Origin of the sequence: Pantoea eucalypti, from assembly GCF_009646115.1 — a bacterium.
Taxonomy (GTDB): domain Bacteria; phylum Pseudomonadota; class Gammaproteobacteria; order Enterobacterales; family Enterobacteriaceae; genus Pantoea; species Pantoea eucalypti.
Genome location: NZ_CP045720.1, coordinates 916,391 through 942,235, shown reverse-complemented (window position 1 = coordinate 942,235; position 25,845 = coordinate 916,391). Strand labels below are relative to the sequence as shown.

The window sequence follows — 25,845 nt, the reverse complement described above, 5'->3', positions numbered from 1 at the left end:
AAAAGCCCGAAAATTTTACTCATTTTGGCGAAAAAAGCAACCCAAACCGTGCCTTTTCGGGCTTTTTTGTGGAACGCTTTAGCGGCCAGGGAAACCTGGCGGCATCATACCCTTCATGCCGCGCATCATTTTCGCCATACCGCCCTTCTTCATTTTCTTCATCATACGCTGCATGTCGTCGAACTGCTTTAATAAGCGGTTAACGTCCTGCACCTGCATACCGGAACCGGTAGCAATACGGCGCTTGCGCGAGCCTTTGATGATTTCTGGTTTCTCACGCTCTTTGCGCGTCATCGAGTTGATGATGGCTTCCATGCGCACCAGCACTTTGTCATCCATCTGCGACTTTACGTTATCTGGCAGCTGTCCCATACCCGGCAGTTTACCCATCAGGCTGGCCATACCGCCCATGTTGCGCATCTGCTTTAGCTGCTCAAGGAAGTCATTGAGATCAAAACCGTCGCCGGTTTTCAGCTTTTTAGCCAGTTTCTCCGCCTGATCGCGGTCAACTTTGCTTTCGATATCTTCAATCAGGGAGAGTACGTCACCCATGCCCAGGATACGCGAAGCAATACGCTCCGGGTAGAATGGCTCAAGCGCTTCGGTCTTTTCACCGACGCCCATGAATTTGATCGGTTTGCCGGTGATATGGCGAATTGACAGCGCCGCACCACCGCGTGCATCACCGTCAACCTTGGTCAGAATAACACCGGTCAGCGGCAGCGCTTCATTAAAGGCTTTTGCCGTGTTTGCGGCATCCTGACCGGTCATGGCATCGACCACAAACAGGGTTTCTACCGGCTTGATCGCCGCATGAACCTGTTTGATTTCGTCCATCATTGCTTCGTCAACGTGCAGACGGCCGGCGGTATCCACCAGCAGCACATCGTAGAACTTCAGACGAGCTTCACGCAGCGCATTGTTGACGATATCGACCGGCTTCTGGCTGAGATCGGACGGACAGAAATCCACGCCAACCTGCTGTGCCAGCGTTTCCAGCTGTTTAATTGCCGCCGGACGATAGACGTCGGCAGAAACCACTAAAACTTTCTTCTTGTGCTTCTCGCGCAGGAATTTACCCAGCTTAGCAACACTGGTGGTTTTACCGGCACCCTGCAGGCCCGCCATCAGCACCACGGCTGGTGGCTGTGCTGCCAGGTCGAGTGCGTTGTTCTCTGCACCCATCGCCGCAACGAGTTCGTTACGTACGATTTTGATAAACTCCTGACCTGGCGTCAGACTTTTATTCACATCATGACCGACCGCGCTCTCTTTCACACGGTTGATGAAGTCACGCACCACCGGCAACGCAACGTCAGCCTCAAGCAGTGCCATGCGCACTTCACGCAGGGTCTCTTTGATGTTCTCTTCAGTCAGCCTTCCGCGGCCGCTGATATTTCGCAGGGTTTGCGACAAACGATCGGTTAAATTATCAAACATGGTCTCTCACTAAAAAAAAGATCGCGAGGCGCCTGATCGGCAGAATGCGGCGGATTATAACACGAAGCCTCGGCGATCTCTGCAATTGCCCCTCAGATCGTTTGGAGCCTGCTTCGGCTGGCGCTATACTGCCTTTTTCCTTATCTGACTGAACCTGAAAGGATCTATGTTCGTTTTCGCGATAGTGGCGCTATTCGCCTACTCCTTAAGTCTTGCCCTGATCATTCCCAGCCTGTTGAAACGTAACGGCGGCTGGCGGCGAATGGCGATGCTCTCTGCCTGTGTGGCGCTGGTGACACACGCGGTGGCCTTGCAGCAACGCATATTTGCTATTGATAGCGGACAGAACTTAAGCCTGCTTAACATTGGTTCACTGGTCAGCCTGTTGATTTGCGCCATCATGACCATTGTGGCGTCACGCAACCGTGGCTGGCTACTGCTGCCGATTGTTTATAGCTTCGCGCTGATCAATCTGGCCTTTGCCACCTTTGTCCCCAATGCGTTCATCACGCATCTGGAAACTACGCCAGGCATGATGATCCACATCGGCCTGTCGCTGTTCGCCTATGCAACGCTGATCATCGCCGCGCTTTATGCGCTGCAGCTGGCGTGGATCGATTATCAGTTAAAAAACAAGCGACTGGCGTTCACCCAGGATATGCCGCCGCTGCTGACCATCGAACGTAAGATGTTTCACATCACCCAGGTTGGCGTCGTGCTGTTAACGCTGGTGCTCTGCACCGGTCTGTTTTATATGCAGGATCTCTTCAGCGCAGAAAACGTCGATAAAGCCGTGCTCTCGATCATCGCGTGGTTTGTTTATATCGTTTTGCTCTGGGGGCACTATCATGAAGGCTGGCGTGGTCGCCGCGTCGTCTGGTTTAACTGCAGCGGTGCGGTGCTGTTGACCATGGCTTACTTCGGCAGCCGCATCCTGCAGCATCTGCTTGTCCCTGGTTCTCGTTAAAAAGGAAGTTTTGCGTTGGAGAATGTTTCAACTACCACGCTGATTATTATTCTCTGCATCATGGTACTGGTTTCAGCTTATTTCTCAGGCTCTGAAACCGGCATGATGACACTGAATCGCTATAAACTGCGCCATCAGGCTAAAAATGGTGATCGCGCAGCTCGACGTGTCGAAAAACTGCTGCGCCGCCCGGATCGTCTGATCAGTCTGGTGCTGATTGGTAATAACCTGGTTAACATCCTTGCTTCCGCGTTAGGCACTATTGTCGGAATGCGTCTGTATGGTGATGCGGGTGTCGCCATTGCAACCGGCGTGCTGACCTTCGTGGTGCTGGTCTTCGCTGAAGTGTTACCCAAAACCGTGGCGGCCCTTTATCCGGAAAAAGTGGCCTATCCGAGCAGCTTTTTACTTACTCCGCTGCAATACATCATGCTACCGCTGGTCTGGCTGCTGAACACCATTACCCGGCTGCTGATGCGCCTGGCAGGTATTCGCTCTGACGGCTCTGTTAACTCAGCGCTGAGCAAAGAGGAGTTACGCACCATTGTCTATGAGTCGCGTAGCCTGATGTCACGCCGTAACCAGGACATGCTGCTCTCCGTGCTCGACCTGGAGAAAGTCAGCGTTGACGACATTATGGTGCCGCGTAATGAGATTGTTGGTATCAACATCAACGATGACTGGAAGTCAGTCGTGCGCCAGCTAAGCCATTCACCTCATGGCCGCATTGTGCTGTTCAGAGATTCACTGGATGACTGCGTCGGCATGCTTCGTGTGCGTGAAGCCTGGCGCATGATGACGGAGAAAAAAGAGTTCACTAAAGAGACGCTGCTGCGCGCTGCCGATGAAATCTACTACATCCCCGAAGGAACGCCGCTGAACACCCAGTTGGTGAAGTTCCAGCGCAATAAAGAGAAAGCGGGCGTGGTGGTGGATGAATATGGCGACATCAAAGGGCTGGTGACGATAGAGGACATTCTGGAAGAGATTGTCGGTGACTTCACTACCTCCATGTCACCGTCGCTGGCGGAAGAAGTGATGCCGCAGAATGATGGCTCCGTGCTGATTGAAGGCAGTGCCAGCGTGCGTGAAATCAATAAGGCATTTAACTGGGATCTGCCAGAGCAGGAAGCGCGTACCATCAACGGCATGTTGCTGGAAGCGCTGGAGGAGATCCCTTCTATTGCCACACGTGTTCAGATTGGTAACTACAACGTCGATATTCTGGACGTGCAGGATAATATGATTAAACAGGTGCGCATCACGCCGAAGACGCCGCTGAAAAAATCGGTCGGTTCCTGAAGCCATAAAAAAACGCCGCAATCGAGATGATGCGGCGTTTTTTTTAGCAGAGAAGCCCTGACTAGATGTGCAGTTCTTTCAGCTTTTCAGCAGGCAGTTTCAGATCGTCATTACGGTTTACGCCGATCTCATGCGCCAGCACATTGCGGGCAATCTGCTGCGCTTCATCCAGTGAGTGCAGCTTGTAGCTGCCACACTGATATTCATTCAGCTCAGGGATCTGGTTCTGATCTTTCACTTTCAGAACATCTTCCATCGCCCCTTTCCACGCTTTCGCAACGCGCTGCTCGTCTGGCGTACCAATCAGGCTCATGTAGAAGCCGGTACGGCAGCCCATTGGCGAGATATCGACGATTTCCACACCGTCACCATTCAGGTGATCACGCATGAAGCCGGCAAAGAGATGCTCCAGCGTATGAATGCCACGCTCAGTGAGGATATCAATGTTCGGACGGCAAAAACGCAGGTCAAAAACGGTAATCGTATCGCCATGCGGAGTCTTCATGGTTTTCGCAACGCGGACTGCCGGTGCGCCCATGATGGTGTGATCAACGGTAAAACTGTCCAGTAGTGGCATACGTCACCTCCTGTTCTGAGAATTTTTTTTAAAACGATGAAACTTTTCTGTTCGCCCAACGTCTGAATATATGAAAGACGCGCATTTGTTATCATCATCATCCCTGACAACAGAGATGTTAATTTGGCCACATTGATGTGGCCTTTTTCTTTTCTACCCTTCCCGGCTCGCCAGATACGCTTCAAAATCCAGCTTATCATTTGCTTCCAGCTGCTGCTGTGCAGCAACAGATTCCTGCGCCTGACGCGTGAAATCTTCTTCTGTCAGCACTTCCAGCGGTTCTTCACAGAGCATATGGCGATACTGTTCAGCCAGTGCCACGCCGGTGCCGGTTACACCATTATCCTTCATTGCCTGAAGGATGCGCGCCGAGTAGGTTAGCTCAGGATCATCGAAGGATGCTACCAGTTGATCACAAACCTGCTGATATTCTGTGCTGTCCTGATTGTGACTGTCTAAGACTTCAGCAACCCGGCGCAGGTCGGCAAACAGGGTTTTGCCCACTTCAACCAGCGAATGTTCCGCTTCTCCACAACCCACCGCAATTTTCTGATCCGGTTTACGCCCTTCGAGCACCACCCGATTCCAGTTTTTGCGGGTGCATTGCAACTCATCTGCACTCATTTCCGGTGCATCCGCCAGGGTACACCAGATCAGGAACAGATCGAGGAAGCGAACCTGATTCTCATCGACGCCGATGGCAGAGAACGGGTTGATATCCAGTGAACGCACTTCAATATATTCGATACCACCGCGCAGCAGCGCATCAGAAGGCGCTTCACCCGAGCGTGTAACACGCTTAGGCCGGATGGGCGCATAGAGCTCGTTCTCAATCTGCAGCACGTTAGTGTTGAGCTGCAGCCAGTTACCGTCAGCATCTTTGGCGCCCATCGCTGCATACTCATCTGACGGCGTCTTGATCGCTTTTTTCAGCGCAGTGACATAGCCTTCCAGCGAGTTAAACGTGATGCCCAGAGCGCTCTGCGATTTATTGGTGTAGCCTAAATCGCTCAGACGCAGCGAGGTGGCATACGGCAGCCACATCGTATCTTTGTCATTGGTTTCAAATGGCAGCGCGCTCTCACGACCCTGCAGGAAACTGGAGCTGATAGCCGGTGATGCGCCAAACAGATAAGGTATCACCCAGCCGAAGCGATAGTAGTTACGAATCAACCGCAGATAACCTGCGGAGATAGTCTCTTTTCCGCTTTCCTGATCTTTCACGTCAGCCCACTCCTGCCAGAAAGAAAGTGGCAGCGAGAAGTTATAGTGAATGCCAGAGATCGTCTGCATTAACGCGCCGTAGCGGTTTTTCAGACCTTCGCGGTAAAGGGTCTTCATCTTACCGATATTGGATGTGCCATATTGCGCCAGCTCAATATTGTCAGCATCGTCAATGACGCACGGCATACTGAATGGCCACATGCGTTCATCACCGAGTTCACGGGCAACGTGACGGTGGATATCGCGCAGGAACGCCAGCATATGATCAATGCTGTGATCCACTGGCGTGATGAATTCCAGTAACGTTTCGGCAAAATCAGTGGTGATCCAGTCATGTTTCAGCGCCGAGCCCAGAGATTCCGGGTGGCCGCTTTTTGCCAGATCGCCATTTTCCTGTACACGCAGCGTTTCACGCTCGATGCCACGACCAATCCCTTTAAGGGCATTGGGATGCGCTTCCAGCCAGGATAGCGCTTTAGATACGTCCGGGATCACATTACCCCCCCGCTGTGATAATAATTTATTTTTGTTCAGCATAATGTTAACCGTAGCCCCGAATCTGTGCGAATCAATGCCACCATTGCATACCCTGTAATGTGGCAGTCGCGATAACGATATAACGCAGTGTTTTGCCGACAGCGAGAAACAGTATCGCTGGCAGCCAGGCGAAACGTAACCAGCCCGCGAGAACGCAGAGCAGATCACCTATCACCGGTAGCCAGCTGAATAAAAGTGCTGCTGGTCCCAGTCGGTGCAACCACGTCATTGCTGTGTCATGCCATCGCCCCTGACGTTTTAACGGCAGCAGGCGACCAATAAGAATGTTGGTTAAACCGCCCAAGGTGTTTCCCAGTGATGCGGCTACAAGCAACCCGTAAACTGATGTCTTTTTTGCTATCAATAGTGCTATCAGTAATGCTTCAGAACTTCCCGGCAGGAGCGTCGCACTCAGAAAACTGCTGCCAAACATCGAGGCATAGGTAAGTACGTCACTCACAGTAAACGAACATCCACCACTGCCATGCCTGCCGCTTTAGCGGCCTGAATACCAAAGTCTGCATCTTCGAACACCACACAACGTGCCGGCGCCACACCCATCAACTCAGCGCAGCGCAAGAAGGTCTCAGGCTCAGGTTTATGATGCTGTACGTCGTCAGCGCCGACGACTGCCGTAAAGAGCTCACGCACGCCAAGCTGCGTCAGTAACGCCTCTGCCATGCTATGTTCACTTCCGGTCCCCACAGCCATAGGACGACGCCCGTGATACGCCTTCGCCACCTCCAGTAAAGGCAGCGGCTTAACGTTTTCCAGCAGCATCGCTTTCACAGCAGCGGTTTTTTCTGCAGCAAGAAGATGAGGGTCGTGTGACGACTGATTGGATTCAATGATGAATTGCGCAAGCCGCCAGGCGGGTGCGCCATTAAAGTCGATAATACGTGCTTCATCCAGCGTTAATCCGTAACGCTGGAGCACCTGACGCCACGCTTTTCGATGTGTCGGCTCAGTATCAAGAATCGTGCCGTCCATATCAAAAATCAGGCCGTCATATTGATCGTACATTGTCACTCCGGACATTCACCAAATGAGACATTACTTTAGCCTAATGTGGACAGGTTGTCGCCAGGGGGGATGAACAGCAAATGCTTTGAAAGCATTAGCAATTTTTGTTTTCAGATAAAGGTGATCGTGCGCGGCCAGCGATAACCGTACGAATTTTCAGCGATTTTTTAACATTACTCTGGCAGGCAAGCGGTGGCGGACGGGCGTGGGCAGTAAAATGGCGATCTCTGAGGCGGAGAAAATGTGTTACGTGTCGCTTAAGTCAGGATGATGAATCAATGGGGCAGATCAGGCAGGAAAACAGTGTGGGTAAAGCCAGAGGGTAACTGCAGGGGAGCAGTTCAGGATGCTCGTTCAGCGCTTGCTGTACAGGGTATAAAAAAGTATGTCTCTTTTGAGGTCTTAGCGATGATTACGCCAAATTCATTGAGGGAACTTAAAACTGAAGAAGATGGTGCATCCAGGAGGATTCGAACCTCCGACCGCTCGGTTCGTAGCCGAGTACTCTATCCAGCTGAGCTATGGATGCATTGGGGTCTATCTTTTGGGGTACAACTTTTTATGGACTAACAGAAACCAACCTGAGGATGTTACAAAGAATGGTGCATCCAGGAGGATTCGAACCTCCGACCGCTCGGTTCGTAGCCGAGTACTCTATCCAGCTGAGCTATGGATGCATAAATCTAATTCTTGTACAACGCAGGGTGCTAACTACTCACCATGAAAGGAATTGCTAATTCGCTTTATTTCTTTATTTTCGATGGTGCATCCAGGAGGATTCGAACCTCCGACCGCTCGGTTCGTAGCCGAGTACTCTATCCAGCTGAGCTATGGATGCATCGAAAATGGCGGTGAGGGAGGGATTCGAACCCTCGATACAGCTTTTGACCGTATACTCCCTTAGCAGGGGAGCGCCTTCAGCCTCTCGGCCACCTCACCTTACGCTTTCTTTCGAACCGTGCGTCTGAACTTGTTTCTGCTCATCGGCACTGCGTGGCGCACATATTACTTTCCCGGACTTTTAAGTCAAACAATTTTTCCGAAACTTTGTTTGATTGAGCAAATCACACACAATTGGGGCAAAATGAAGACAAAAAGAGTGAATTATCAACAATGAGAGAGGATGACGTTAACTAAACAGGGAGAAAGCGGGAGAGAAGAAAAGAGAGGATTTTTAGACAAAGCGGTAGCGCCTCGCACAGGTGCGAGACGCTGAATCCGTTAAACGCTGGTTTGTTGCGTTTTTTCAGCCTGGATGCGTTGATAGATCTCTTCGCGATGCACAGACACTTCTTTCGGTGCGTTAACCCCAATACGTACCTGGTTACCTTTAACACCCAGCACCGTTACAGTTACCTCATCACCGATCATGAGGGTTTCACCAACTCGACGAGTTAGAATAAGCATTCTTTGCTCCTTGAAAGATTAAAAGAGTCGGGCTTGTACAGGCTCCCGGCATTATCCATCATTTAACGCTGCACATTGACTATGAGAGATACACCAATGCACATCGATGCGCCAATACATTCTGCTGATAGTTAGTTTAGCCGAAATACACTACATCAGCCTGACTTTGTCATTTGCTGCTTTAGCATCGTATTAAAAAGCGCCGGAACCAGAGTTCTGACGCTTTTTACAATGCCTTGTTCTAAGTCATTAAAGGCGGCTGTTAACCCAGCTCTCAACGCCTGCCAGAGCGCCTTTCAGCCCTTTAGCATCCGTACCACCCGCTTGTGCCATATCAGGACGGCCACCGCCCTTCCCGCCTACCTGCTGTGCCAGACCGGCGATCAACTCGCCCGCTTTAACACGGTCAGTCAGATCTTTGGTCACACCGGCAATCAGCGACACCTTACCTTCGGCAACCGTCGCCAGCACGATAATCGCAGACCCGAGTTGATTCTTGAGGTCATCAACCATGGTACGCAACATCTTAGGCTCGACATTGTTGAGCTCGCTGACCAGCAGTTTCACGCCCTTAACATCGATGGCATTGCTACTCAGTGAAGCGCTCTCCTGGGCAGCTTGCTGGTCGCGCAGTTGCTGCAACTCTTTCTCCAGAGCCCGCACATGGTCAACGAGACCACGCACTTTCTCGTTCAGGTTGCTGCTGTTCGCTTTAACCAGTTGCGCAAGATCCTGCAGCTGACTGCTTTGCGCATTAACCTGTGCCAGCGCGCCTTCACCCGTAATAGCTTCGATACGACGGATACCTGCTGCCGTACCTGACTCAGCCTGAATACGGAACAGGCCGATATCACCGGTGCGTGCAGCGTGAGTACCACCACACAATTCGACTGAGAAATCACCCATGGTCAGAACGCGCACGCGCTGATCATATTTCTCGCCAAACAGTGCCATTGCACCTTTAGACTTCGCCGCATCCAGATCCATCACTTCCGTTTCAACCGGCAGGTTGCGACGAATCTGCGCATTGACGATATCTTCGACCTGACGAATCTCCTGAGGTTTCATCGCTTCGAAATGCGAGAAGTCAAAACGCAGGTATTTGTCGTTAACCAGCGAGCCTTTTTGCGCCACATGCTCACCTAAAACCTGACGCAATGCGGCATGCAATAAGTGGGTAGCAGAGTGGTTCAGACGGATGCGCGCACGACGTGCCGCATCAACCTGCGCCTCAAGACGATCACCGATACGCAACTGCCCTGCGGTCAGCTTACCGACATGACCGATTGCCTGACCATATTTTTGTGTATCCTGGACGCTAAATTCAGCATTCTTCCCTTTCAGCAGACCGGTATCGCCTACCTGACCACCTGATTCGCCATAGAATGGCGTTTCATCCAGCACGACCACGGCATCCTGACCTGCGGTCACTTCATCTACCGCTTCGCCCGCAACATAGAGCGCTTTTACCGTGGCGGCTAAATCGAGCTGGTCATAACCTTTGAATGATGAGGCGGCATCAATGCGAATAACATTGCTGTAGTCAGCACCGAAGCCACTCGCTTCACGTGCGCGCTGACGCTGCTGCTCCATCGCCTGCTCAAAGCCCGCTTCGTCGATTTTCAGATTGCGTTCGCGGCAGACGTCAGCCGTTAAGTCAGCCGGGAAGCCAAAGGTATCGTAAAGACGGAAGACGATTTCGCCATCCAGCGTGTCGCCCTGCAGTTTTTCCAGCTCTTCATCCAGCAGCGCCAGTCCGCGCTCCAGCGTTCTGGCAAACTGGTCTTCTTCGCTTTTCAGCACCTGCTCAACCTGAGCCTGCTGACGCTGCAACTCTTCGCCTGCCGCGCCCATGACCTCAATCAGTGGTGCAACCAGCTTATAGAAGAAGGCTTCTTTGGCGCCCAGCATGTTGCCATGACGCACGGCACGACGAATGATACGACGCAGCACATAGCCACGGTTCTCATTCGACGGGATCACACCATCGGCAATCAGGAAAGCACAGGAACGGATGTGGTCGGCAATAACGCGCAGCGATTTGTTGCTGAGGTCAGTTGCACCGGTAACCTGTGCAACGGCCTGAATCAGTTTCTGGAACAGGTCGATTTCATAGTTGGAGTTAACATGTTGCAGAACGGCGGAAATGCGCTCAAGGCCCATTCCGGTATCAACCGACGGTTTTGGCAGCGGCAGCATGGTGCCATCCGCCTGACGGTTGAACTGCATAAAGACGATGTTCCAGATTTCAATGTAACGATCGCCATCTTCTTCCGGGCTGCCTGGTGGGCCACCCCAGATGTGATCGCCGTGATCGTAGAAAATCTCGCTGCATGGACCACAAGGACCGGTATCGCCCATCTGCCAGAAGTTATCAGACGCGTATGCGCTGCCCTTGTTGTCACCGATGCGAATAATGCGCTCGCGCGGCACACCGATTTCATTCGCCCAGATATCAAAGGCTTCATCGTCGGTTTCATAGACCGTCACCCACAGACGCTCTTTTGGCAGGCTGAACCACTGCTCGCTCGTCAGCAGTTCCCAGGCAAAACCAATCGCCTCTCTCTTGAAGTAGTCACCAAAGCTGAAGTTACCCAGCATTTCAAAGAAGGTGTGATGACGTGCGGTGTAACCGACATTTTCAAGATCGTTGTGTTTACCGCCTGCGCGTACGCAGCGCTGTGACGTGGTCGCACGTGTGTAATCACGTTTGTCCTGCCCGAGGAACACATCTTTAAACTGGTTCATCCCGGCGTTGGTAAACAACAAGGTTGGATCGTTATTCGGTACGAGGGAGCTGCTGGTTACAACCTCATGTCCCTTGCTATGAAAAAAGTCGAGAAACGCTTGACGGATCTCAGCAGTGCTCTTGCTCATATATGTCCTGGAATCACGCTAACGAACGTTCCCTCTGATCGGCGCGACCACACTTTCGTGGTGCCTGATTAGTGGAACAAAAAGTGGGAATAAGATAAATTTTCTTCAGTGGGAAGTAAAATTACATCGGCTTTTAGTCATCAAAATTTCTGAAAACGGATTGGATATCTTCGGTCATAAAGCCCTTTGACTGCAGATAGCGTAGTACTTTCGCTTTCTCTTTCCACTCTGTGGGCAATGGGTGTCCGAATTTTCGTTCCGCCAGCTGAGCCGCGCACACCGCCCAGTCGACTTCCGTCTCTTCCATCGCAAGATCAATGGATTCACGGTCAATGCCTTTCTGGGCCAGTTCGAGGCGCACACGTTGCGACCCAAAACCTTTGCGGCTTCGACTCTGAATAAAACGCTCGGTAAAACGTTCGTCATTGAGCCAGCCGCTCTCCTGGCACCAATTCAGTACCTGTTCAAGCAGCGCTTCAGTGACAATTTCAGGCTCTTTTTTCTGTGCCCATGCGGCACGCTGCGCTGATTGTTGCAGCTTACGGGCTAATTCTGCACGGCTGTGATCGCGCTGGCCAAGAATACGCATCGCACGGTCCAGCAGACGGGAATAGGAGACGACATCAGGTTGGGGCTGAGAGGGTTCAGTCATACTGCGCACCTTGTACAAACAGGAGTGAGATTATGGCGACAGAACAGGACAGAGGGAAGGCAAGAAGAGTAATGGCGGGGGGAAACAACGATGGGAGAGGCTTTCGCCCCTCCCGCATCAGTGATTAGAAGTCTTCGTTCGCTTCACTTGCTGCGTTTTCTTTCTCGGCAGCCTTGTCAGCTGCTGCGAGTTTTTCATCCGCGCCGTTGAGCAACATCTCACGCAACTTCAGATCAATTTCGTTTGCCACAGCAGCATTCTCTTTCAGGAAGTTGCCGGCATTCGATTTGCCCTGACCAATCTTGTCGCCGTTATAGCTGTACCACGCACCCGCTTTTTCAATCAGCTTGTGCTTCACGCCCAGGTCGACCAGCTCACCAAAGGTATTGATACCTTCGCCATACATGATCTGGAACTCAGCCTGTTTGAATGGCGCGGCGATTTTGTTTTTCACCACTTTAACGCGGGTCTCACTGCCGACCACGTTATCGCCCTCTTTGATTGCGCCGATACGACGGATATCAAGGCGGACAGAAGCGTAGAACTTCAGCGCGTTACCACCGGTGGTGGTTTCCGGGTTACCAAACATCACACCAATTTTCATACGGATCTGGTTGATGAAGATCAGCAGGGTATTAGACTGCTTCAGGTTACCGGCCAGCTTACGCATGGCCTGGCTCATCATACGTGCCGCGAGGCCCATGTGAGAGTCACCGATTTCACCTTCAATTTCTGCTTTAGGCGTCAGAGCGGCAACGGAGTCGACGATGATGACATCAACCGCACCAGAGCGCGCCAGCGCATCACAGATTTCCAGCGCCTGCTCACCCGTATCGGGCTGAGAACAGAGCAGGTTCTCAATGTCTACGCCCAGTTTCTTGGCGTAAACCGGATCGAGCGCATGCTCAGCATCGATAAAGGCACAGGTTTTGCCTTTACGCTGCGCAGACGCGATAACCTGCAGGGTCAGCGTGGTTTTACCAGAAGACTCCGGTCCGTAGATCTCAACGATACGACCCATTGGCAGACCGCCTGCGCCTAACGCGATATCCAGCGACAGCGAACCAGTAGAGATGGTTTCCACATCCATTGAGCGGTCTTCACCCAAGCGCATGATGGAGCCTTTACCAAATTGTTTCTCAATCTGGCCAAGCGCGGCAGCTAAAGCCTTCTGTTTGTTTTCATCAATCGCCATTTCAACTCCTAATCAAGCCGGGTAAACACGCACTCAGGGTGCCTGTACTCTTTCTGTTGCCAGTAATTATACTGTATAGTCATACAGTATCAAGTTTAATTTGTCAGAAATTCGCCATACAGCGTCTGTAAGGCCCATGCCACCGACTGGCGGCGAACGGCCTCACGATCGCCGTTAAAATGTTGCTTCAACGCCAACACGTTGTCCTGTGGACCGGCAAAGCCGAACCACACCGTACCCACCGGTTTTTCTTCATTGCCGCCATCCGGGCCCGCAATACCGCTGACAGAGATCGCGTAGTCAGCATGGGCCGCCTTGCGGGCACCCTGCGCCATCTCGCGCACCACCGCTTCACTGACCGCGCCATACTGCGCCAGCGAGTCAGCCTGCACATCCACCATCTGTTGTTTTGCTTCATTGCTGTAGGTCACAAAACCGCGTTCGAACCAGGCGGAACTGCCGCTGATATCGGTAAAGACTTTAGCAATCCATCCACCCGTGCAGGATTCCGCACAGGTTACGGTGGCATTGCGTTGCTTCAGCTTCTCACCTATCTGCGCACTAAGCGCCTGCAACTGCTGATCATCCATTACCATTTCTCCCTGGGTTGTGGATTGAAGGTGGTGCAGAAAGTCTGCTTTTTCAAGGACGCTTATCCCGATTGCACTGTTTTTGCGACCGGCTTTCCATCGTACTTACTCTTTTTTCATCGCAACCATGAAAAGACGCGGGAAAGCGAGCAGAACCTGACCATCGGCCTGAGCCGGATAGGCGGTAAGCAGACGCTGATGATAATCAGACAGAAAAGCCGTCTGTTCAGACGCATCCAGCGTCGCCAGGAAAGGTCGTAAGCCCGTCGCCTGCAGCCAGCTGATAATCGCCTGCGCATCGGCCATTACGTGATAGTAGGTGGTACGCCAGATATCCACCTCACAACCGGCCTGCACCAGCAGATTGTAGTACTCGCCTGTTGAAAGCAGCTCTGTACGTTCAACTGCACTGGCATTGATGCGTGAATGCCAGCGCTCTGTTGCCGCCACCTCGCGCATCAGTTGATGCGAGGGCTCATTAAGGTTATCAGGCATCTGGATAGCCAGCACGCCTCCGATTGCCAGCTGGCTGACAAGATGAGGAAACAGCAGGGTGTGGTTGTCGAGCCATTGCAGAGAAGCGTTGGCATAAATAACCTGCTGCGGCACCTCTGCCTGCCAGCTGCGAATATCTGCCTGAACAAAACGGCAGTGCGGCAGGCGTTCGCTGGCCTGAGATAACATCGCCGCTGAACTGTCGAGTCCGGTGACCTGCGCCAGCGGCCAGGTATCGGCGAGCAGCTCGGTACTGTTGCCGGGCCCGCATCCCAGATCGGTTACCTGCTCAACCTGTTCAAGGCTAATGCGCGCCAGCAATTCGCGGGCTGGACGGGTTCGTTCCGCTTCAAATTTACGATACAGCACAGGATCCCACTCTTTCATCATGACCTCTCGCTCAGTTATCAGATGCATCCGCTTACTGAGACGGATGAAAGACGAAAAAGTGCGACACGTTGCTCACTTTTGAATCATGTGCTGGCAGAGACGGACTGGAATAATTAAGTTAAAACACTGTTTCATTTTTTAACGCCCCATCCAGGAGTTCGCTATGAGTGAAAAATCGGCTTTTGCCGGCGTCTGGTGCCCTAGCGTCACCCCGTTCAATGCGCAGGGTGAACTCGATATCGACGCGCTCGGACGACATTTTGCCCGCCTCAATGATTCCGGTCTGGATACCTTGTTGGTGATGGGCAGCATTGGTGAATTCGCCTCACTGACACAGCAGGAGCGTTTACAGCTGATCAGGGAAGCCAGGCCGTTGTCACCTCTAAAAATGGTGGCAAATGTCTCGGCGACCTGTATCCCTGACATGCTGGAACTGACTGAAGCCGCCTGGAAAAATAACTTTGACGCAGTGATGGTGCTGCCGCCCTACTATTACGGCCAGACGCAACAGCAACTGATGCACTACTTCGAGGCACTTGACGCGCAGCTTGGGGGAAAATGGTTTGCCTATAATTTTCCGGCACGCACCGGCTGCGATTTGACGCCAGCGCTGATTGCTGCGCTGGCAGCAAAGTTACCTAACTTTGTGGGTATCAAAGATACGGTGGATTGCCTGTCGCATAACCGGGCGATGATTGAGGAGACCAGCAAAGTGCGCAGTGATTTCGCCGTGCTGTCAGGCTATGACGAATACCTGCTTCCCAATCTTCTGGCGGGCGGCGCCGGGGTGATTTCAGGTCTGAATAATCTTGTACCAGAGTACTTTGCGCAGATGATGGCCGCGTGGCGAAATGGCAATCTGTCTGAGCTGACGCGTCTGCAGCAGCAGATCGGCAGGCTGATGGCAATTTACAGTATTGGCGATGATTTTGTGACGACGATTAAGACGGCCGTGGCACGTCGTTATGACTCAATGAACAGCGCCTCACGTAACTACGGTGGTGCGCTGAATGCGGAACAGTGCGCCGCGATCGATCGGCTTTTCAGCTAACTGAATAACGGGCGCATCCCTGCGCCCCGGATCTCAGTTCTTTTTCACGAACTCAGATTTCAATTTCATCTGACCAAAACCGTCAATTTTACAATCGATGTTGTGATCCCCTTCCACCAGACGGATGCTTTTCACTTTGGTACCAATCTTCAGCGATGAGGAGCTGCCCTTCACCTTGAGATCTTTAATCACCGTGACGCTGTCGCCATCTGCCAGCAGATTGCCATTGGCATCACGCACTTCCAGCGATCCGTTGCTGCTGTCACCCTCTCCTTCGGTCCAGATATGACCGCAGGAGGGGCAGTTGAGGTTATCGCCATCTTGCCAGGTGTAATCGGCGTGACAAGCTGGGCAGGCAGGTAAAGACATAACGACTCCAGAGATATCAGTGGCTGTGTGGCCTGAAAAAGGGCGTCATCATATAACCTTACAGTTAACAAGGATAGCCTTTATAACAGGCCACCCTGCCGTGCCTTGCTCACCGCCTCACCCAGCTGCCACACCGCCATCGCATAATGGGTGCTGTGGTTGTAGCGGGTAATGACATAGAAATTCGGTAAGCCGTACCAGTACTGGTAGCTGGTGCCTAAGTCGAGGCGCAGCAGACTGACCTGATCGTTTCCGTCCAGCGAGCCCTGTGGTGACAGGCCTGACGCCGCCAGCATGCTCACGCTGTAACGGGTTTTGAAGCCATCTTCCAGCATCGGTGCCTGACCGCTGGCCGGAACCGCCACATTTTCGCCGCTGCGCCAGCCGTGCTTCTGGAAGTAGTGCGCCACGCTGCCGATAGCATCCTCCGGATCCCACAGGTTTGCGTGACCGTCGCCGTTGAAGTCAACCGCATAATCATTGTAAGACGACGGCATAAACTGGCCATAGCCCATCGCCCCGGCGAAAGACCCTTTCAGCGCCAGCGGGTCATCCTGCTCTTTACGCGACATCAGAAGGAAGGTTTCCAGCTCGCTGCTGAAGTACTCGGCGCGGCGCGGATAGTTAAACGATAAGGTTGCAAGCGCATCCAGGATTCGCGTTTTCCCCATCACGCGACCCCAGCGGGTTTCCACGCCAATGATGCCGACAATAATTTCTGGCGGCACACCATAGACCTGCTGCGCACGTTGCAGCGCATCCTGATACTGGTTCCAGAACGCCACACCGTTTTGTACGTTATCGGGCGTAATAAACTTGTTGCGATAGCGGATCCAGGCACCGTTAGGCCCCGGCGCAGGCGTGTAGCTCGGCGCCTGGCGATCCATCAGCCGCAGCACATAATCCAGTCGCTTAGCCTGACCGATGATGTTGTGCAACTGCTCACGATCAAAGTCATGCTTCTCCACCATCTTATCGATAAATTGCTCTGCTGCCGGATTACCGGCGAAGTCGCCGAACATCGCCTGTCCGCTGTGGGACGGCTGCAGTAAAAAACCGCCCTGTGGTGCAGCCAGCATCTTCTGCTGGGACGGAACTTCAGGTTTGCTGCTGCAGGAGGCCAGAAGCGGGATGAACGCAAGGAGGGCTAACTTAAGACGCATCGGTTATCCATAAACGAGGGGTAAATTCAGATGCGGTAATAGTAGTCGTTGAGCGCAGTGACATACAGTCCGGAATGTTAAAAAAACGTCAACGCCGCAGTGGATCAAACAGGGCTGCGGGGCGGTGTCTCCCCCGCAGCCATCGGGCGTTTAGCGGCGGTTTCTCACCAGCTGATAACGACGGGTCAGATACTCAACCGGCGCGCTCCAGATATGCACCAGTCGGCAGAACGGGAACAGCAGGAACAGCGTCATGCCCAGCACCATGTGCACGCGGTAGATAAACGCCACGCCTTCCAGATGCTGCGACGCGCCACCGTGGAAGGTCACCACTGCCTGAGCCCAGCCCACCAGCTTCATCATCTCACTGCCGTCCATATGCTGAGCGGAGAACGGAATGGTCAGCAGGCCCAGCGTGGCCTGAGCCACCAGCAGTGTCAGGATCAGAATGTCGCCGACGCTACTGGTGGCCCGCACCCGAGGATTGGTCAGACGGCGCTTCAGCAGCAGCGCGCCACCCGCCAGCGTCAATGCACCAAACAGGCCTCCGGCTATCATCGCCAGCTTCTGCTTCACGTCGATTGGCAGGAACGATTCATACATCCAGTGCGGCGTCAGCATCCCGACGATATGGCCGAAGAAGATACCGATGATGCCGATATGGAACAGGTTAGAGGCAAGACGCATTCCTTTTTTGTCCAGCATCTGACTGGAGCCGGCCCGCCAGCTGTACTGCCCATAGTCATAGCGCAGCCAGCTTCCCACCAGGAAGACCGTTCCGGCAAGATAGGGGTAAATATCGAAGAAAAAAGTGTTAATAAAATTCATGCTGATTCTCCCGTGCTGCGCGCCGTCGCCGCGGCAATATCCAGATACTGCGGCGCAACCGCATCGGCGAAGCGACGCTGATGCATCGCCTGCTGCGCCGAGGCGCAACCCTGTTCGCCGAGAAATTTAATCTGCTCCTCTTCCCAGACCGCATCCAGTGCTGTCGGGGTATCGTCCCGCGCTTCCTGCGCCACCTGGGGCTTGAGGGCCGCAGGATCGACCGCGCTACCGGATAGCGTCAGTAACACCCTGAAAAGGTCAGCATAAGGACTCTGACGCGCTTCCAGCCGCGCAGCCAGCAAAGCCAGGATCGGCACGATGTCATCCAGCCCCTGACGCGCGGCTTCATCGCTTTTACAGGCGAGATATTCCAGGTAAAGCGGCAGATAATCGGGCAACTCTTTGCTGTCCAGCTCCAGACCGTCGGCCCGGTACTGTTCAAGCAGATCGACCATCGCCTGACCGCGATCGCGGGATTCCCCGTGTACATGTTCAAACAGCAGCAGCGAGGTGGCGCGGCCGCGATCAAACAGCTCGCAGTAATCAGCCTGCACATCCAGTATTGGCCGGGCGCAGAGCTCATGGATAAAGCGCACCAGCCGTGCGCTCTGCTGCAGGTTAAGTTCACTGGCCTCTTCCAGTGCCGCAATCAGGTCGGGATAGTGCGTAAACAACGCCTCGTCCGGGTAGTCCAGCAGGCGTGACAGAACACGCAGCGTCATCATGAGGCCTCCTCGGGACGGCTGGTTTTTTTGCTGACATCGATGGCATCAATACGCCGGCTGTTGAACAGATTGAATTTGGTGTCACTGCCGTGGCAGCCATCGCCAAAGCTAAAACCGCAGCCTTTGCTTTCCGGGAAGGCTTCACGCGCCAGTTCGCGGTGGCTGGAGGGCACCACAAAGCGATCTTCATAGTTTGCGATCGCCAGATAGCGGTACATCTCCTGCGCCTGCGCTTCGGTCAGACCGACCTGCTCCAGCGCCCGGATATCATGCTCACCGTCCACACTTTCTGCGCGCTTGTAATGGCGCATCGCCAGCATGCGTTTCAGCGCCAGCAACACCGGTGCGGTGTCACCTGCGGTCAGCAGGTTCGCCAGGTACTCAACCGGAATGCGCAGGCTTTCCACATCCGGCAGCACGCCGGTGTGCGCCAGCGCCCCACCATCCACCACCGACTGAATCGGTGACAACGGCGGCACATACCAGACCATCGGCAACGTGCGGTATTCAGGGTGAAGCGGCAGCGCCAGCTTCCACTCCATCGCCATTTTATAAACCGGGGATCGCTGTGCTGCGTCGATCACGCTCTGCGCGACGCCATCTTTCAGCGCCTGCGCAATCACCACGGGATCATTAGGATCAAGGAAAATATCCAGCTGGCTCTGATAGAGATCTTTCTCGTTTTCTGCGGCGGCAGCCTCTTCAATGCGGTCAGCGTCATAGAGCAGCACGCCGAGATAGCGAATACGGCCAACACAGGTTTCTGAGCAGACGGTGGGCTGACCCGCTTCGATACGCGGATAACAGAAAATACATTTTTCTGACTTGCCGCTTTTCCAGTTGAAGTAGATCTTCTTGTACGGACAGCCGGTCAGGCACATGCGCCAGCCGCGACATTTATCCTGGTCGATCAGCACGATGCCATCTTCGCCGCGCTTGTAGATCGCGCCGCCAGGACAGGTCGCCACACATGCCGGATTAAGGCAGTGCTCACACAGGCGTGGCAGGTACATCATGAAGGTGTGTTCAAACTGGCCGTAAATCTCCTTCTGGATGTTATCGAAGTTTTTATCCTGCGCGCGTTTGGCAAACTCGCCGCCGAGGATCTCTTCCCAGTTCGGGCCGTTTTCGATCTTTTTCATCCGCTGACCGGTGATCAGCGAACGCGGGCGTGCGATCGGCTGATGTTTACCGGCCGGCGCAGTGTGCAGATGCTGATAATCGAAATCGAACGGCTCGTAATAATCATCCAGCGCCGGCACATCCGGGTTGGCGAAGATCTTCGACAGCAGGCCGACGCGACTGCCCATGCGCGGTTCCAGCTTGCCGTTGATCTTACGGATCCAGCCGCCCTTCCACTTCTGCTGATCTTCCCAAGCGTGCGGATAGCCGACGCCAGGTTTGCTTTCGACGTTGTTGAACCAGGCGTATTCCATGCCCTCGCGGCTGGTCCAGACATTTTTACAGGTCACCGAGCAGGTGTGGCAGCCGATACATTTGTCGAGGTTCAGCACCATGCCGACCTGTGAACGAATTTTCATGGTTTTACCTCCTGCTGGCTGCCCTGGCAGGCATCGTTGCCTTCCCCATCTAACCAGTTAACGTTGTTCATTTTTCTCACCACCACGAATTCATCGCGGTTGGAGCCGACAGTGCCGTAGTAGTTAAAGCCCCAGGAGAGCTGCGCATAGCCGCCGATCATATGGGTCGGTTTCGGGCAGGTTCGCGTCACCGAGTTATGAATACCGCCACGCTGGCTGGTGATTTCCGAGCCGGGGATATTCACGATGCGCTCCTGGGCGTGGTACATCATGGTCATACCGGCCGGGATGCGCTGGCTCACGACCGCACGCGAAGTCAGCGCGCCGTTGGCGTTGAACGCCTCGATCCAGTCGTTATCCACAATGCCCAGCTCGCGGGCGTCATCTTCACTCATCCAGACGATGGGTCCGCCACGTGACAGCGTCAGCATCAGCAGGTTGTCGCTGTAGGTTGAGTGAATGCCCCACTTCTGGTGTGGCGTCAGGAAGTTCAGCGCCTTCTCCGGATTACCGTTGGGCTTGCTGTTCAGCAACGGCTTCGCCGCGCGGGTATCAATGGGCGGACGATAGACCATCAGGCTTTCCCCGAAGGCGCGCATCCACTCATGATCCTGATAAAGCTGCTGACGGCCGCTCAGGGTGCGCCACGGGATCAGCTCATGAACGTTGGTGTAGCAGGCGTTGTAAGAAACGTGTTCATCTTCAAGACCTGACCAGGTCGGGCTGGAGATAATTTTGCGCGGCTGCGCCTGGATATCGCGGAAGCGGATTTTCTCGTCTTCTTTGTTGAGTGCCAGATGCGTGTGGTCACGACCCGTAATAGCGCCCAGCGCCTGCCAGGCTTTCACCGCCACCTGACCATTGGTTTCCGGTGCCAGCGCCAGGATCACTTCTGCTGCATCGATCGCCGTATCAATATTCGGCCGTCCTGCCGCCGGGCCATCCGCTTTGACGTAGTTCAGCTGTTTGAGGAAATCGACTTCTTTGCTGGTGTTCCAGCTGATGCCTTTGCCACCGTTACCCAGGCTATCCAGCAACGGTCCCAGCGAGGTAAAACGCGCCCAGGTCGCCGGATAGTCGCGTTCCACCACCATAATGTGTGGCGCGGTTTTGCCTGGAATCAGGTCGCACTCCCCTTTTTTCCAGTCTTTAGTCTCAAATGGCTGCGCCAGTTCGGCTGGCGAATCATGCAACACCGGCAGCGTAACCACGTCAGTTTCAACGCCTAAATGGCCAGGACAGAGATCGGAGAAAGCTTTGGCAATGCCTTTGTAGATCTCCCAGTCGCTTTTTGAATCCCAGGCAGGATCGACAGCGGCCGAAAGCGGATGAATAAACGGATGCATATCCGAGGTATTCATATCGTCTTTTTCATACCAGGTGGCGGTAGGCAACACCACGTCGGAATAGAGACAGGTGCTCGACATGCGGAAGTCGAGTGTGACCACCAGATCCAGTTTGCCTTCGGCGCCCTGGTCCAGCCATTCAACTTCTTCGGGCTTCACGCAGCCCTGCTGGCCCAAATCTTTGCCCTGAATACCGTTTTCGGTACCCAGCAGGTATTTCAGCATGTACTCATGCCCTTTACCGGAAGAGCCAAGCAGATTGGACCGCCAGACAAACAGGTTGCGCGGGAAGTTCTGCGGGTCGTCCGGCTGTTCAGCGGCGAACCGCATGGTGCCCTGCTTCAGGCTCTCCACGGTATAATCCAGCGGTGACTGACCGGCGGCTTTCGCCTGTGCCGCGATGTGCAGCGGGTTGACGTTAAGCTGAGGCGCAGACGGCAGCCAGCCCATACGTTCGGACCGTACGTTAAGGTCGATCAGGCTGCCGCTGTAGCGGCTTTTGTCCGCCAGCGGTGACAGCAGTTCGCTGGTGGCCAGGGTTTCATAACGCCACTGACTGGAGTGGTTATAGAAGAAGGAGGTGCTGTTCATCTGACGTGGCGGACGCTGCCAGTCGAGTCCAAAGGCCAGCGGGGCCCAGCCGGTCTGCGGACGGAGTTTTTCCTGGCCGACATAGTGCGCCCAGCCACCTCCGCTCTGACCCACACAACCGCAGAAAATCAGCATGTTCATCAGGCCACGGTAGTTCATGTCCATGTGATACCAGTGGTTCATACCGGCACCGACGATGATCATTGAACGGCCACGGGTTTTCTCGGCGTTTTCGGCAAACTCGCGGGCAATGCGGATGATGTTCTGACGGGAAACGCCCGTAATCTGTTCCGCCCAGGCCGGGCTATAGGCCTTGATCTCATCATAGTTTTGCGCGCAGTTGGCATCGTCCAGACCGCGATCCAGACCATAGTTTGCCAGGGTCAGGTCGTAAACGCTGGTGACCAGCGCTTCGCTGCCATCGGCCAGCTGCAGGCGTTTCACCGGCAGTTTGTGCAGCAGGATCTCATCCAGCGCGACGCTGTTGAAATGCTCACTGGTGATGCCGCCAAAGTAAGGGAAACCGACCTCAACCACCTCATCGTGGCTGCCGAGCAGGCTAAGCTGCAGTTCCACTTCTTTTTGTGACAGACCGTCGCGCTGCTCCAGGTTCCATTTGCCTTTTTCGCCCCAGCGGAAGCCGATAGATCCCTGCGGCGCGGTAAGCTCGCGGGTCGCCTCGTTGATTGCGACGGTTTTCCATTCCGGGTTATTTTCCTGACCCAGACCATCCACCAGATCGCTGGCGCGCAGCTGACGGCCTGCCGCGAAGTAGCCGCCCTCGCGCGGTTCCAGCATGACCAGCATCGGCATATCGGTATAACGTCGCACGTAGTCGCGGAAATAGCCAACCTCGCGATCAAGATGAAACTCTTTCAGCATCACATGGCCCATTGCCAGCGCCATCGCGCTGTCGGTGCCCTGCTTCGGACTCAGCCACTGATCGCACAGCTTCGCGACTTCAGCGTAGTCTGGGGTGATCGCCACGGTTTTCGTTCCCTTATAACGGACTTCGGTAAAGAAGTGGGCGTCCGGGGTGCGGGTCTGCGGCACGTTAGAGCCCCAGGCGATGATGTAAGAGGAGTTGTACCAGTCAGCCGATTCCGGCACGTCGGTCTGCTCGCCCCAGGTCATCGGTGACGCTGGCGGCAGGTCACAATACCAGTCGTAAAAGCTCAGGCAGGTGCCACCAATCAGCGACAGGTAACGTGCGCCTGCCGCATAAGAGACCATCGACATTGCCGGAATCGGCGAGAATCCGACAATGCGGTCAGGGCCGTAAGTTTTCGCGGTGCAGATGTTCCCAGCGGCGATCATCTCATTGACTTCCTGCCAGCTGGAACGAACAAAGCCCCCGCGGCCACGCGCCTGCTTATAACTTTTTGCTTTTTCCGGATTGCTGATGATGGATGCCCAGGCCTCCACCGGATCGCTGTGCTGCGCTTTCGCGTCGCGCCACAACTGAATCAGCTTCTTGCGCATCAGCGGATATTTCAGGCGATTAGCGCTGTAGAGATACCAGGAGTAGCTTGCACCGCGTGGACAACCGCGCGGCTCATGGTTGGGCAGATCGGGACGGGTACGTGGATAGTCGGTCTGCTGGGTCTCCCAGGTGACCAGACCGTTTTTCACATAGATTTTCCAGCTGCATGAGCCGGTACAGTTAACACCGTGGGTGGAGCGCACGATTTTATCGTGCTGCCAGCGGCTGCGATAGCCATCTTCCCAGTCGCGGTTGCTGTTTAAGGTCTGGCCATGCTGGCCGGAAAACGGCTCGGCCAGCTGTTTAAAATAACGAAATCGATCAAGAAACTTGCTCATCCGGAATACTCCTGAAGGCGTTGTATGACATTGCTGACTCTGCATCTGTCGTGACACAGAAAGGAAAATTTTGCCGGTGTGCCACACCGGCTTTATCGTTATCAGGCGCGGGCTTTTCGTCCGTAAACCAGCCAGGTCACTGCGATACAGCAGAGGTAAAAGACCAGGAAGATTTTCATCGCGCCAGCGGGTAAACCGGTCATCGCGAGCGACAGGCCAAAGGTCTGCGGAATAAAGAAGCCGCCCAGCGCGCCAATGGCGGAGATAAAGCCGAGCGCAGCCGAGGTTTCCGTTCCAGCTTCACGCTGCGCATGCGCATCGTCGCCGCCTTCAGCTTTGATACGTTCCAGCGTCAGCTTGCGGAAGAGCACCGCAATCATCTGGTAGGTAGAGCCGCTGCCCAGACCGGAGGTCAGGAACAGGCCCATAAATACGGCGAAGAAGGCGATAAATGAGCCGTCATGTCCGTCACCCGGCAGGGTGAGGAACAGCAGCGCGGTAAACAGCGCCATCAGGATGTAGTTGACCAGCGTGACGCGGGTGCCGCCGAGACGGTCAGAGATGATGCCACCTGCTGAACGGGCCAGCGCGCCAATCAGCGGGCCGAAAAAGGCGTAATGCATGATCACAACATCAGGGAATTGAGTCTTCGCCAGCATGGCAAAACCGGCCGAGAACCCAATAAATGAACCGAAGGTCGCCAGATAGAGCAATGCCATAACCCACAGGTGTGGGCGTTTCAGCACCGGCAACTGTTCACGCAGCGAGGATTTCGCCGCTGCCAGGTCGTTCATGCCGAACCAGGCCGCCAGCGTGCCGAGTGCCAGAAACGGCACCCATATCCAGGCCGCATTTTCCAGCCAGATGCTGTCGCCGGTGACAGTGGTATGGCCTGTATCCGCAAAACCAAAAATGGCGCAGGAGATGGCCAGCGGTGCAACAAACTGCATCACGCTGACGCCAAGATTACCCAGACCGCCGTTGATGCCCAGCGCGCCGCCCTGACGGGCTTTGGGGAAGAAGAAGCTGATGTTGCCCATGCTTGAAGCGAAGTTAGCACCGCCAAAACCGCACAGCAGAGCAATCACCATAAAAGTGGTGAATGAAGTCTGGCTGTCCTGTACAGCAAAACCAAGCCACAGACAGGGAATGATCAGGATGCCAGTGCTGAAGGCTGTCCAGCGGCGTCCGCCAAAGATGGGAATAACAAAAGAGTAAGGAACACGCAGCAAGGCGCCAGAAACCGACGGCAGTGCGGTCAGTAAAAAGAGCTGTTCGGTGCTGAAGTTAAAGCCCACTTTATTGAGGTTAACCGCGACGGTGCTGAACAACATCCAGACACAGAAACCCTGCAACAGGCAGAAAACAGAAATCCACAGGTTACGGCTGGCGATACGCTTACCGCGCGCCTGCCAGAACGCCTCGTTTTCCGGCTGCCAGTCCTGAATTAATGCGCCGCGCATCGGAGTTTGCAAAGGAGCGGATTGGGTCATAAATTTCTCATCAGCAGAATAATAATTGTGCATATCCTGCGTATCCGGCCTGGCGGCTTGCTTGATACAAATCAACGGCAAGGCAGGTTACAAAGGCGCGGCAATCCCTGACCATCCCGGTTAAGTAGTTAGCTGGCTGCTTATAACCCTTATAAATCATGCGGTTTAATGGCAGCCGCAAGCGCCGTCAGCAAAGGGATGTCTGAATGGAAATAAAGGAGTAGTCCACAAGGGGTATATA

The 25,845-nt window shown here is 54.1% G+C and carries 21 protein-coding genes and 4 tRNA genes; 3 read left to right on the top strand and 22 right to left on the bottom strand.

The features are described 5' to 3' along the window. Window positions 1–78: 78 nt before the first annotated feature. Window positions 79–1,440 (bottom strand): signal recognition particle protein, encoded by a 1,362-nt coding sequence (gene ffh / locus EE896_RS04455; protein ID WP_003849043.1) that lies wholly within the window; start codon window positions 1,438–1,440, stop codon window positions 79–81. 166 nt (window positions 1,441–1,606) lie between these two features. Between ffh and EE896_RS04450 the strand changes: the two genes are divergently transcribed. Continuing rightward, entirely contained in the window at window positions 1,607–2,407 is an 801-nt protein-coding gene (locus EE896_RS04450) for a cytochrome C assembly family protein (protein ID WP_003849045.1), read from the top strand. Between the two features lie 15 nt (window positions 2,408–2,422). Continuing rightward, window positions 2,423–3,709 (top strand): HlyC/CorC family transporter, encoded by a 1,287-nt coding sequence (locus tag EE896_RS04445; RefSeq protein WP_003849047.1) that lies wholly within the window; start codon window positions 2,423–2,425, stop codon window positions 3,707–3,709. Window positions 3,710–3,770: 61 nt separating this feature from the next. Here EE896_RS04445 and luxS read toward each other — a convergent pair whose 3' ends face one another. The 14 genes from luxS to tam all read right to left on the bottom strand — a co-directional run bounded on the left by luxS (window position 3,771) and on the right by tam (window position 14,673). Further along, on the bottom strand, window positions 3,771–4,286 hold the full coding sequence (gene luxS, locus EE896_RS04440; protein WP_003849049.1) for an S-ribosylhomocysteine lyase: 516 nt from the start codon (window positions 4,284–4,286) through the stop codon (window positions 3,771–3,773). Between the two features lie 153 nt (window positions 4,287–4,439). Further along, window positions 4,440–6,047 carry a glutamate--cysteine ligase gene (gene gshA / locus EE896_RS04435; RefSeq protein WP_008927088.1) on the bottom strand — a complete coding sequence of 536 codons (1,608 nt, stop codon included), beginning with the start codon at window positions 6,045–6,047 and terminating at the stop codon, window positions 4,440–4,442. 31 nt (window positions 6,048–6,078) lie between these two features. Next, window positions 6,079–6,507, bottom strand: a complete 429-nt coding sequence (locus EE896_RS04430; protein WP_008927089.1) for a YqaA family protein — start codon at window positions 6,505–6,507, stop codon at window positions 6,079–6,081. Continuing rightward, the gene (yqaB, locus tag EE896_RS04425) at window positions 6,504–7,070 is read right to left on the bottom strand and encodes a fructose-1-phosphate/6-phosphogluconate phosphatase (protein WP_003849054.1); all 567 of its coding nucleotides are present in this window, start codon (window positions 7,068–7,070) and stop codon (window positions 6,504–6,506) included. Before yqaB ends, EE896_RS04430 begins: the two co-directional genes overlap by 4 nt. Before the next feature lie 452 nt (window positions 7,071–7,522). Continuing rightward, window positions 7,523–7,599: transfer RNA gene (locus EE896_RS04420), tRNA-Arg, on the bottom strand. Window positions 7,600–7,670: 71 nt separating this feature from the next. Continuing rightward, window positions 7,671–7,747, bottom strand: a tRNA-Arg gene (locus tag EE896_RS04415). Between the two features lie 84 nt (window positions 7,748–7,831). Then, a tRNA-Arg gene (locus tag EE896_RS04410) sits at window positions 7,832–7,908 on the bottom strand. A gap of 8 nt (window positions 7,909–7,916) precedes the next feature. Next, window positions 7,917–8,009 (bottom strand) — tRNA-Ser (locus EE896_RS04405). A gap of 282 nt (window positions 8,010–8,291) precedes the next feature. Then, a complete protein-coding gene (csrA, locus tag EE896_RS04400) occupies window positions 8,292–8,477 on the bottom strand; it encodes a carbon storage regulator CsrA (RefSeq protein ID WP_008927091.1) in 186 nt (61 codons plus the stop codon). A gap of 249 nt (window positions 8,478–8,726) precedes the next feature. After that, window positions 8,727–11,354, bottom strand: coding sequence for an alanine--tRNA ligase (gene alaS, locus EE896_RS04395; protein ID WP_105099838.1), 2,628 nt, complete (start codon window positions 11,352–11,354; stop codon window positions 8,727–8,729). 133 nt (window positions 11,355–11,487) lie between these two features. Beyond that, entirely contained in the window at window positions 11,488–12,006 is a 519-nt protein-coding gene (locus tag EE896_RS04390) for a regulatory protein RecX (protein WP_105099839.1), read from the bottom strand. 124 nt (window positions 12,007–12,130) lie between these two features. Next, complete coding sequence (gene recA, locus EE896_RS04385) at window positions 12,131–13,201, bottom strand: recombinase RecA (RefSeq protein ID WP_003849064.1); 1,071 nt, start codon at window positions 13,199–13,201, stop codon at window positions 12,131–12,133. Window positions 13,202–13,296: 95 nt separating this feature from the next. Continuing rightward, on the bottom strand, window positions 13,297–13,791 hold the full coding sequence (gene pncC / locus EE896_RS04380; RefSeq protein WP_003849065.1) for a nicotinamide-nucleotide amidase: 495 nt from the start codon (window positions 13,789–13,791) through the stop codon (window positions 13,297–13,299). A 105-nt stretch (window positions 13,792–13,896) separates the two neighbouring features. Continuing rightward, entirely contained in the window at window positions 13,897–14,673 is a 777-nt protein-coding gene (gene tam, locus EE896_RS04375) for a trans-aconitate 2-methyltransferase (protein ID WP_140916657.1), read from the bottom strand. A gap of 166 nt (window positions 14,674–14,839) precedes the next feature. Here tam and EE896_RS04370 point away from each other — a divergent pair, with 166 nt between their 5' ends. Then, a complete protein-coding gene (locus EE896_RS04370) occupies window positions 14,840–15,727 on the top strand; it encodes a dihydrodipicolinate synthase family protein (protein WP_078804911.1) in 888 nt (295 codons plus the stop codon). A gap of 33 nt (window positions 15,728–15,760) precedes the next feature. Here the strand turns inward: EE896_RS04370 and EE896_RS04365 are convergent, their stop codons facing one another. The 7 genes from EE896_RS04365 to EE896_RS04335 all read right to left on the bottom strand — a co-directional run bounded on the left by EE896_RS04365 (window position 15,761) and on the right by EE896_RS04335 (window position 25,604). Beyond that, complete coding sequence (locus EE896_RS04365; protein WP_003849071.1) at window positions 15,761–16,096, bottom strand: zinc ribbon domain-containing protein YjdM; 336 nt, start codon at window positions 16,094–16,096, stop codon at window positions 15,761–15,763. Window positions 16,097–16,176: 80 nt separating this feature from the next. Then, window positions 16,177–17,259, bottom strand: coding sequence for a lytic murein transglycosylase B (gene mltB, locus EE896_RS04360; RefSeq protein ID WP_003849072.1), 1,083 nt, complete (start codon window positions 17,257–17,259; stop codon window positions 16,177–16,179). Between the two features lie 150 nt (window positions 17,260–17,409). Continuing rightward, complete coding sequence (gene narI / locus EE896_RS04355) at window positions 17,410–18,087, bottom strand: respiratory nitrate reductase subunit gamma (protein WP_008927097.1); 678 nt, start codon at window positions 18,085–18,087, stop codon at window positions 17,410–17,412. Then, complete coding sequence (narJ, locus tag EE896_RS04350; RefSeq protein WP_039660779.1) at window positions 18,084–18,812, bottom strand: nitrate reductase molybdenum cofactor assembly chaperone; 729 nt, start codon at window positions 18,810–18,812, stop codon at window positions 18,084–18,086. Before narJ ends, narI begins: the two co-directional genes overlap by 4 nt. Further along, window positions 18,809–20,353, bottom strand: a complete 1,545-nt coding sequence (narH, locus tag EE896_RS04345) for a nitrate reductase subunit beta (RefSeq protein WP_003849078.1) — start codon at window positions 20,351–20,353, stop codon at window positions 18,809–18,811. The genes narJ and narH overlap by 4 nt, the downstream gene beginning before the upstream one ends. Further along, the gene (locus tag EE896_RS04340; protein WP_140916654.1) at window positions 20,350–24,111 is read right to left on the bottom strand and encodes a nitrate reductase subunit alpha; all 3,762 of its coding nucleotides are present in this window, start codon (window positions 24,109–24,111) and stop codon (window positions 20,350–20,352) included. The genes narH and EE896_RS04340 overlap by 4 nt, the downstream gene beginning before the upstream one ends. A gap of 101 nt (window positions 24,112–24,212) precedes the next feature. Further along, window positions 24,213–25,604, bottom strand: coding sequence for a NarK family nitrate/nitrite MFS transporter (locus EE896_RS04335; protein ID WP_140916653.1), 1,392 nt, complete (start codon window positions 25,602–25,604; stop codon window positions 24,213–24,215). Window positions 25,605–25,845: the final 241 nt, after the last annotated feature.

Bases quoted from the DNA above. Each gene is read 5' to 3' on its own strand.
- ffh (WP_003849043.1), bottom strand. From the start codon at position 1,440: ATGTTTGATAATTTAACCGATCGTTTGTCGCAAACCCTGCGAAATATC.
- EE896_RS04390 (WP_105099839.1), bottom strand. From the start codon at position 12,006: ATGACTGAACCCTCTCAGCCCCAACCTGATGTCGTCTCCTATTCCCGT.
- EE896_RS04370 (WP_078804911.1), top strand. From the start codon at position 14,840: ATGAGTGAAAAATCGGCTTTTGCCGGCGTCTGGTGCCCTAGCGTCACC.
- pncC (WP_003849065.1), bottom strand. From the start codon at position 13,791: ATGGATGATCAGCAGTTGCAGGCGCTTAGTGCGCAGATAGGTGAGAAG.
- recA (WP_003849064.1), bottom strand. From the start codon at position 13,201: ATGGCGATTGATGAAAACAAACAGAAGGCTTTAGCTGCCGCGCTTGGC.
- EE896_RS04450 (WP_003849045.1), top strand. From the start codon at position 1,607: ATGTTCGTTTTCGCGATAGTGGCGCTATTCGCCTACTCCTTAAGTCTT.
- narJ (WP_039660779.1), bottom strand. From the start codon at position 18,812: ATGATGACGCTGCGTGTTCTGTCACGCCTGCTGGACTACCCGGACGAG.
- tam (WP_140916657.1), bottom strand. From the start codon at position 14,673: ATGAAAGAGTGGGATCCTGTGCTGTATCGTAAATTTGAAGCGGAACGA.
- EE896_RS04365 (WP_003849071.1), bottom strand. From the start codon at position 16,096: ATGTCTTTACCTGCCTGCCCAGCTTGTCACGCCGATTACACCTGGCAA.
- EE896_RS04335 (WP_140916653.1), bottom strand. From the start codon at position 25,604: ATGACCCAATCCGCTCCTTTGCAAACTCCGATGCGCGGCGCATTAATT.
- narI (WP_008927097.1), bottom strand. From the start codon at position 18,087: ATGAATTTTATTAACACTTTTTTCTTCGATATTTACCCCTATCTTGCC.
- alaS (WP_105099838.1), bottom strand. From the start codon at position 11,354: ATGAGCAAGAGCACTGCTGAGATCCGTCAAGCGTTTCTCGACTTTTTT.
- gshA (WP_008927088.1), bottom strand. From the start codon at position 6,047: ATGCTGAACAAAAATAAATTATTATCACAGCGGGGGGGTAATGTGATC.
- csrA (WP_008927091.1), bottom strand. From the start codon at position 8,477: ATGCTTATTCTAACTCGTCGAGTTGGTGAAACCCTCATGATCGGTGAT.
- mltB (WP_003849072.1), bottom strand. From the start codon at position 17,259: ATGCGTCTTAAGTTAGCCCTCCTTGCGTTCATCCCGCTTCTGGCCTCC.
- narH (WP_003849078.1), bottom strand. From the start codon at position 20,353: ATGAAAATTCGTTCACAGGTCGGCATGGTGCTGAACCTCGACAAATGT.
- yqaB (WP_003849054.1), bottom strand. From the start codon at position 7,070: ATGTACGATCAATATGACGGCCTGATTTTTGATATGGACGGCACGATT.
- EE896_RS04340 (WP_140916654.1), bottom strand. From the start codon at position 24,111: ATGAGCAAGTTTCTTGATCGATTTCGTTATTTTAAACAGCTGGCCGAG.
- luxS (WP_003849049.1), bottom strand. From the start codon at position 4,286: ATGCCACTACTGGACAGTTTTACCGTTGATCACACCATCATGGGCGCA.